Origin of the sequence: Tsukamurella ocularis, assembly GCF_965138335.1 — a bacterium.
Lineage (GTDB): Bacteria > Actinomycetota > Actinomycetes > Mycobacteriales > Mycobacteriaceae > Tsukamurella > Tsukamurella ocularis_A.
Window position 1 is genome coordinate 5,663 of the sequence record NZ_CBCSDV010000053.1, and the last position, 6,002, is coordinate 11,664.

The 6,002-nt window shown below is 71.5% G+C and carries 4 protein-coding genes; 1 reads left to right on the top strand and 3 read right to left on the bottom strand.

The annotated features are described in order from the left end of the window. Window positions 1-4 precede the first annotated feature (4 nt). From ACNAYW_RS24010 to guaB, 3 genes are all read right to left on the bottom strand, one after another. The gene (locus ACNAYW_RS24010; protein ID WP_415852114.1) at window positions 5-1,753 is read right to left on the bottom strand and encodes an FAD-dependent oxidoreductase; all 1,749 of its coding nucleotides are present in this window, start codon (window positions 1,751-1,753) and stop codon (window positions 5-7) included. 112 nt (window positions 1,754-1,865) lie between these two features. Continuing rightward, window positions 1,866-3,044: a GuaB3 family IMP dehydrogenase-related protein gene (locus ACNAYW_RS24015; RefSeq protein ID WP_415852115.1), complete on the bottom strand. Its 1,179-nt coding sequence runs from the start codon at window positions 3,042-3,044 to the stop codon at window positions 1,866-1,868. Between the two features lie 71 nt (window positions 3,045-3,115). Then, complete coding sequence (guaB, locus tag ACNAYW_RS24020; protein ID WP_415852116.1) at window positions 3,116-4,657, bottom strand: IMP dehydrogenase; 1,542 nt, start codon at window positions 4,655-4,657, stop codon at window positions 3,116-3,118. A gap of 84 nt (window positions 4,658-4,741) precedes the next feature. On the opposite strand from guaB, the gene ACNAYW_RS24025 reads away from it, so the two are divergent. Continuing rightward, window positions 4,742-5,131, top strand: coding sequence for a DUF5319 domain-containing protein (locus ACNAYW_RS24025; RefSeq protein WP_415852117.1), 390 nt, complete (start codon window positions 4,742-4,744; stop codon window positions 5,129-5,131). Window positions 5,132-6,002: the final 871 nt, after the last annotated feature.

The following is a 6,002-nucleotide window of genomic DNA, read 5'->3' on the forward strand; positions in this document are numbered from 1 at the left end:
CGGCTCAGGCCTGCGCGTCGACGTCCTGCGGCCGTACCTTCGGCAGGGGCAGCAGCAGCTGTCCGGGCGCGCCCGCGGGCACGGCGGGCGCCTTCGGCGCGGTCGGCGCGATGCGCCGGTATCCGGCACCCTGCGCGGGCCGCGGGTCCGGCTCGCCCTTGTTCGGCCACAGCGACGCCGCGCGCTCGGCCTGCGCCGCGATCGACAGCGACGGGTTGACCCCGAGGTTCGCCGAGATGGCGGCACCGTCGACCACGAACAGCGACGGGTAGCCGTGGATGCGGTGGTACGGGTCGATGACGCCGGTCTCGGGAGTATCGGAAATCGCTGCGCCGCCGAGGAAGTGGGCCGTCATCGGCACGTTGAAGATGTCACCCCAGGTGCCGCCCGCCACGCCGTTCAGCTTCTCGGCGCCGATCCGGGCGGCCTCGTTGCCCTTCGGGATCCAGGTCGGGTTCGGAGCGCCGTGGCCCTGCTTGGAGACCATGCGCCGCTTCGACGATCCCGGGATCTTCTTGGTGTAGGTGGTGATCGAGTTGTCCAGGCTCTGCATCACCAGCAGGATCAGTACGCGCTGGCCCCAATCCTTCTGCGTGAGCAGCAGCTTGAGGTCCGAGGGCTTCTTGGCGAGATCGCGCACGAACCCCTTGAGCCGGGTGCGGCCCGGGCCCCCGTCGACCAGGAGGGACTGCAGCATGCCCATCGCGTTGCGGCCGGGCCCGTAGCGGACGGGCTCGATGTGGGTGTCGGGGGTCGGGTAGAAGGAGCTGGTGATCGCGACGCCCTTCGACAGATCCTCCACCGGATCCGCGACGGTGCGCGCCGAGCCGAGGATCGACTCGGAGTTGGTGCGGGTGAGCACGCCGAGCCGGTCGGAGAGCTTCGGCAGCGCGCCGGTGTCCTTGAGCGAGTGCAGCAGCGTCTGGGTGCCCCAGGTGCCGGCGGCGAAGACCACGTTGTCGGCGGTGTAGACGGTGCGGTTCTTGCGCACCTTCGCCCCGGTCCGGCGGGTCTGCACCTCCCACACGCCCTTGCTGCCCTCGCGCACACCGGTCACCGTCGTCATCGGGATGAAGCGGGCCCCGCCGGCCTCGGCGAGATGGATGTAGTTCTTCATCAGCGTGTTCTTCGCGCCCACGCGGCAGCCCGACATGCACTGGCCGCACTCGGTGCAGCCCGTGCGGGCGGGGCCGGCGCCGCCGAAGAACGGGTCGGCGTCGGTGCGGCCCGGCTGGTTGAAGTACACGCCCACCGGGGTCTCGGTGTAGGTGTCGGCGACGCCCATCTCCTCGGCGATCTGCTTGATCACCCGGTCCGAGGGCGTCTCGTGCGGGTTCTTCACCACGCCCAGCATGCGCCGCGCCTGGTCGTAGAACGGGCTGAGCTCGTCGTCCCAGTCCGTGATGTGCTTCCACTGCGGATCGTTGAAGAAGGGCGCGGGCGGCTTGTACAGCGTGTTCGCGTAGTTCAGCGAGCCGCCGCCCACGCCGGCACCGGCGAGGACCACGGCGTCGCTGAGCAAGTGGATGCGCTGGATGCCGTAGAGGCCCATCGCCGGCGCCCACACGAACTTCTTGAGGTTCCAGGTGCTCTCGGCGAAGTCCTCGTCCTCGAAGCGCTGCCCCGCCTCGAGGACGCCGACGCGGTAGCCCTTCTCCGTGAGGCGCAGCGCCGTGACGCTGCCGCCGAACCCGGATCCGATCACGAGCACGTCGAAGTGATCGCCCGACTTCTGCTCGACTGCCTTAGCCATCTGGCACCCCTACCCGTCCGTGGCGGACATGTGTCACCGGACCGCGGCTGAAAACGGTCCTACTGACGGGTAACGGTACTACTAAACGCCACTCAATAACAGGCTTTCGCGCTCAGTACGCGACGTTGAGGCCCACCTTCTGGAACTCCTTGAGCTCGCTGTAGCCGGCCTTGGCCATCGACCGCCGCAGGCCGCCCACCAGGTTCAACTGGCCGTTCGGCTCCGTCGACGGCCCGGTCAGGATGGTCTGCAGCGACGGGGCCGCGCCCGCGGGCGAGCCCTCCCCCGCATCGAGCCCGCCCAGCTGCGCGGGCGCGACGGCGCCGCGCGGCACCGACGGATGGGCCGCCACCGACGGCCAGTACCAGCCCTTGCCCGGCGCCTCGGCCGCGACCGCGAGCGGCGCGCCCAGCATCGTGGCGTCGGCGCCGCAGGCGATCGCGCGCGCGACGTCGCCGGCGCTGTAGATGTCGCCGTCGGCGATGACGTGCACGTACCGACCGCCGGTCTCGTCGAGGTAGTCCCGACGGGCCGCCGCGGCGTCCGCGATGGCCGTCGCCATCGGCACACCGATGCCGAGCACCTCGCGAGTGGTGGTGGCGCCCTCCGCCGAGCCGTAGCCGACGATGACGCCCGCGGCGCCCGTGCGCATGAGATGCAGCGCGGTGCGGTGATCGCTCACGCCGCCCGCGACCACCGGCACGTCGAGGTCACCGATGAAGGTCTTGAGGTTGAGGGGCTCCGCCGCCGACTCCTCGGCCGAGACGTGCTCGGCGGAGATGATCGTGCCGTGGATGACCAGCAGGTCGATGCCCGCCTTGATCAGCACGGGGGTCAGCTCGCGGGCGCGCTGCGGCGAGACGCGCACCGCCACCGTCACCCCGGCGTCGCGCACCCGGCCGACCGCCGCGGCCAGCAGCTCCGCGTCCAGCGGCGCGGCGTGCAGCTCCTGCAGGCGACGGATGGCCGCGATGCCGGTGATGTCGCCCGCGGCCAGCTCGACGACCTGCTCGAGCTGCGCCTCCGCGTCGCGGTGGCGGGAGAACAGGCCCTCCGCGTTGAGCACGCCCAGGCCGCCCAGCTTGCCGAGCTCGATCGCGAAGTCCGGCGAACCGATCGCATCCGTGGGGTGCGAGAGGATCGGGGTGTCGAAGCGGTACGCGTCGAGCTGCCAGGCGGTGGACACCTCCTTCGAGGAGCGGGTGCGCCGCGAGGGGACGATGTTCACGTCCTGCAGCTCGTAGGTGCGCCGGGCCGTCCGACCCATGCCGATCTCAACCATGTCGCGCAACGCGCTCAGTCCTTCCGTTCCGGGGCCCACCGCCCCGGGATGTGCCTGTCCAGCAGCTTGTTCAGCAGGGCCTAGCGCGTGGTGTAGTTCGGCGCCTCGACCGTCATCGTGATGTCGTGCGGATGCGATTCTTTCAGACCCGCTGCGGTGATCTGCACGAACTGCGCACGGTTGAGGTCCTCGATGGTCTGGCTGCCGGTGTAGCCCATGGCGGCGCGCAGGCCGCCGGTGAGCTGGTGGATCACCGAGCTGAGCGGCCCGCGGAAGGGCACGCGGCCCTCGATGCCCTCGGGCACCAGCTTGTCCTCGGAGAGGACGTCGTCCTGGAAGTAGCGGTCCTTGGAGTAGGACTTGCCCTGGCCACGGCCCTGCATGGCGCCGAGGCTGCCCATGCCGCGGTAGCTCTTGAACTGCTTACCGCCGACGAGGATCAGCTCGCCCGGGGACTCCGCGGTGCCGGCGAGCAGCGAGCCGAGCATCGCCGTCGAGGCGCCGGCCGCGAGCGCCTTCGCCACGTCGCCCGAGAATTGCAGGCCGCCGTCGGCGATGACCGGGACGCCCGCCGCCGCGCACGCCGCGGTCGCCTCGAGGATGGCGGTGATCTGCGGGGCGCCGACGCCGGCGACCACGCGGGTGGTGCAGATGGAGCCGGGCCCGACGCCCACCTTGACGCCGTCGACGCCGGCCGCGACCAGCGCCGCCGCCCCGTCCCGGGTCGCGACGTTGCCGCCGATGAGCTGCACGTCGTCGCCGAGCTCGTGCTTGAGCTTCTCGATCATGTTGAGCACGCCGCTCGAGTGGCCGTGCGCCGAATCGACGACCAGCACGTCGACGCCGGCGTCGCGCAGCGCCATCGCGCGCTCCCACGCCTCGTCGCCCGCGCCGACCGCGGCGCCGACCAGCAGGCGACCGTCGGAGTCCTTCGTCGCGTTCGGGTGCTGCTCCGTCTTGACGAAGTCCTTGACCGTGATGAGGCCCGTGAGCCTGCCGCTGCCGTCGACGATGGGCAGCTTCTCGATCTTGTGCCGGCGGAGCAGGCCCAGCGCCGCTTCCGCGGTGACGCCCTCCTGCGCCGTGATCAGCGGCGCCTTGGTCATCACCTCGGCGACGGGACGGTCGAAGTCGACCTCGAAGCGCATGTCGCGGTTCGTGATGATGCCGACCAGCGTGCCCTTCTCGTCCGTGACCGGCAGGCCGGAGATGCGGAACCGGGCGCACATCTCGTCGACCTCGCGGAGCGTGTTCGACGGGCTGCAGGTCACCGGGTCCGTGACCATGCCGGCCTCGGACCGCTTGACCGTCTCGACCTGCTGGGCCTGCGCCTCGACCGAGAGATTGCGGTGCAGGACGCCCATGCCGCCGTTGCGGGCCATCGCGATGGCCATGCGGGCCTCGGTGACGGTGTCCATCGCGGAGCTGATGAGCGGGACCTTGAGCGAGATCTCGCGGGTCAGCTTGGTGGAGATGTCGACCCCCGACGGGATCACGTCGGAGGCGGCGGGAACGAGGAGGACGTCGTCGAAGGTGAGACCGAGCATCGCGACCTTGGAGGGGTCGTCGCCCCCGATGAAAACGTTGCCGGATGCGGGCGCGGAAGAGGCGGAGCGCGTCATGTATCCATGGTACGCGGCGGATTCCTGTGCTCGTACAGCGCGTGTGACTGGCCTTCCCCGGGCATTCCTGCGTACCGTGGGGACGTGCGCAACAATCTTCCCCCCGGCCTCCCGCCGGATCCGTTCGCCGACGACCCGAGCGATCCGACGGCCGCGCTGGACTCGCTCGACCCCGGTCAGCCTCTCGATCCCGCCGAACGCCTCGCGGTCGAGGAGGACCTGGCGGACCTCTCCGTCTACGAGGCACTGCTCGCGCACCGCGGCGTCCGCGGCCTGGTGATCTGCTGCGACGACTGCCAGGAGGATCACTACCACGACTGGGACATGCTGCGCGCGAATCTGCTGCAGCTGCTGGTCGACGGCACCGTCCGGCCGCACGAGCCGGCCTACGATCCCTCGCCCGACACCTACGTCACCTGGGACTACTGCCGCGGCTACGCCGACGCGGCGATGAACCTCGCGAACGAGGAGTGATCCGGCCCCCGACGCACCCGAACACGGCGAAGGGCCCCCACCGCTCGGTGGGGGCCTTCGTCGTCCTCGTCGGCCGGTCCCGCTAGCGCGGGAACCAGTCCTCCGGCACGACCGTCAGGATCGACGTGGACGCGGCGGCCGTCGTCGTGGTGGCGGTCGGCCGGGGCGGCGTCGTGGTGGTCGTCGTCGGGGTGGTCGGCACAGTCGTGGACGTCGGGGCCGTGGTCGTCGTGGCGGTCGGCGACGGGGTCGTGCTCGTCGGATCCGGCGTCGTGGTCGGCACCGTCGTGGTGGGCGTCGGCCGCGGCGTGGTCGGACGCGTCGGGTACGTCGGCCGGGTCGGCTCCGTCGGGATCGTGACCGTCGGCTCGGTCGTCGACGTGGGCGGGACCGTCTGCGAGGGCGTCGTCGGGCGCGTGGAGGTGGGCAGGTCGGTGGACCCGACGGGCAGCCCGGCCCGCGCCTCCGCCGCCCGGATCCGCTCCTCGAGCGCGGCGCGGTCCTTCTCGTTCTTCACCTTCGCGGCCTGCTGGCGCGCGCTGACCAGCGCCGACTGCGCGGCCGCCTTATCGCCCGCGGCCAGGTCGTCGGCCTTCTCGATCTGCGCCTTCGCCTCCGATGTGGCGATCGTCTGGGACGCGGCGTCGGAGAAGACGACCTCCTTGACGCTCCACAGGGCACCGTCGCCCGGACTCGCGGAGTTCACGAGCACCCCGCCACCGCCGAGGATCGCCACCGCCGCGGCGGCCGCGCCGGCCACCAGACCGAAGCGCTTGCCGCGCCGCGAGGGCGCGTCGCCGATGGGCGTGACGTCCCCGTCACCGTNGCCCGACGGTGCGCCGTCGGCGGCGGGGGCCGGGGGCACCGGGCG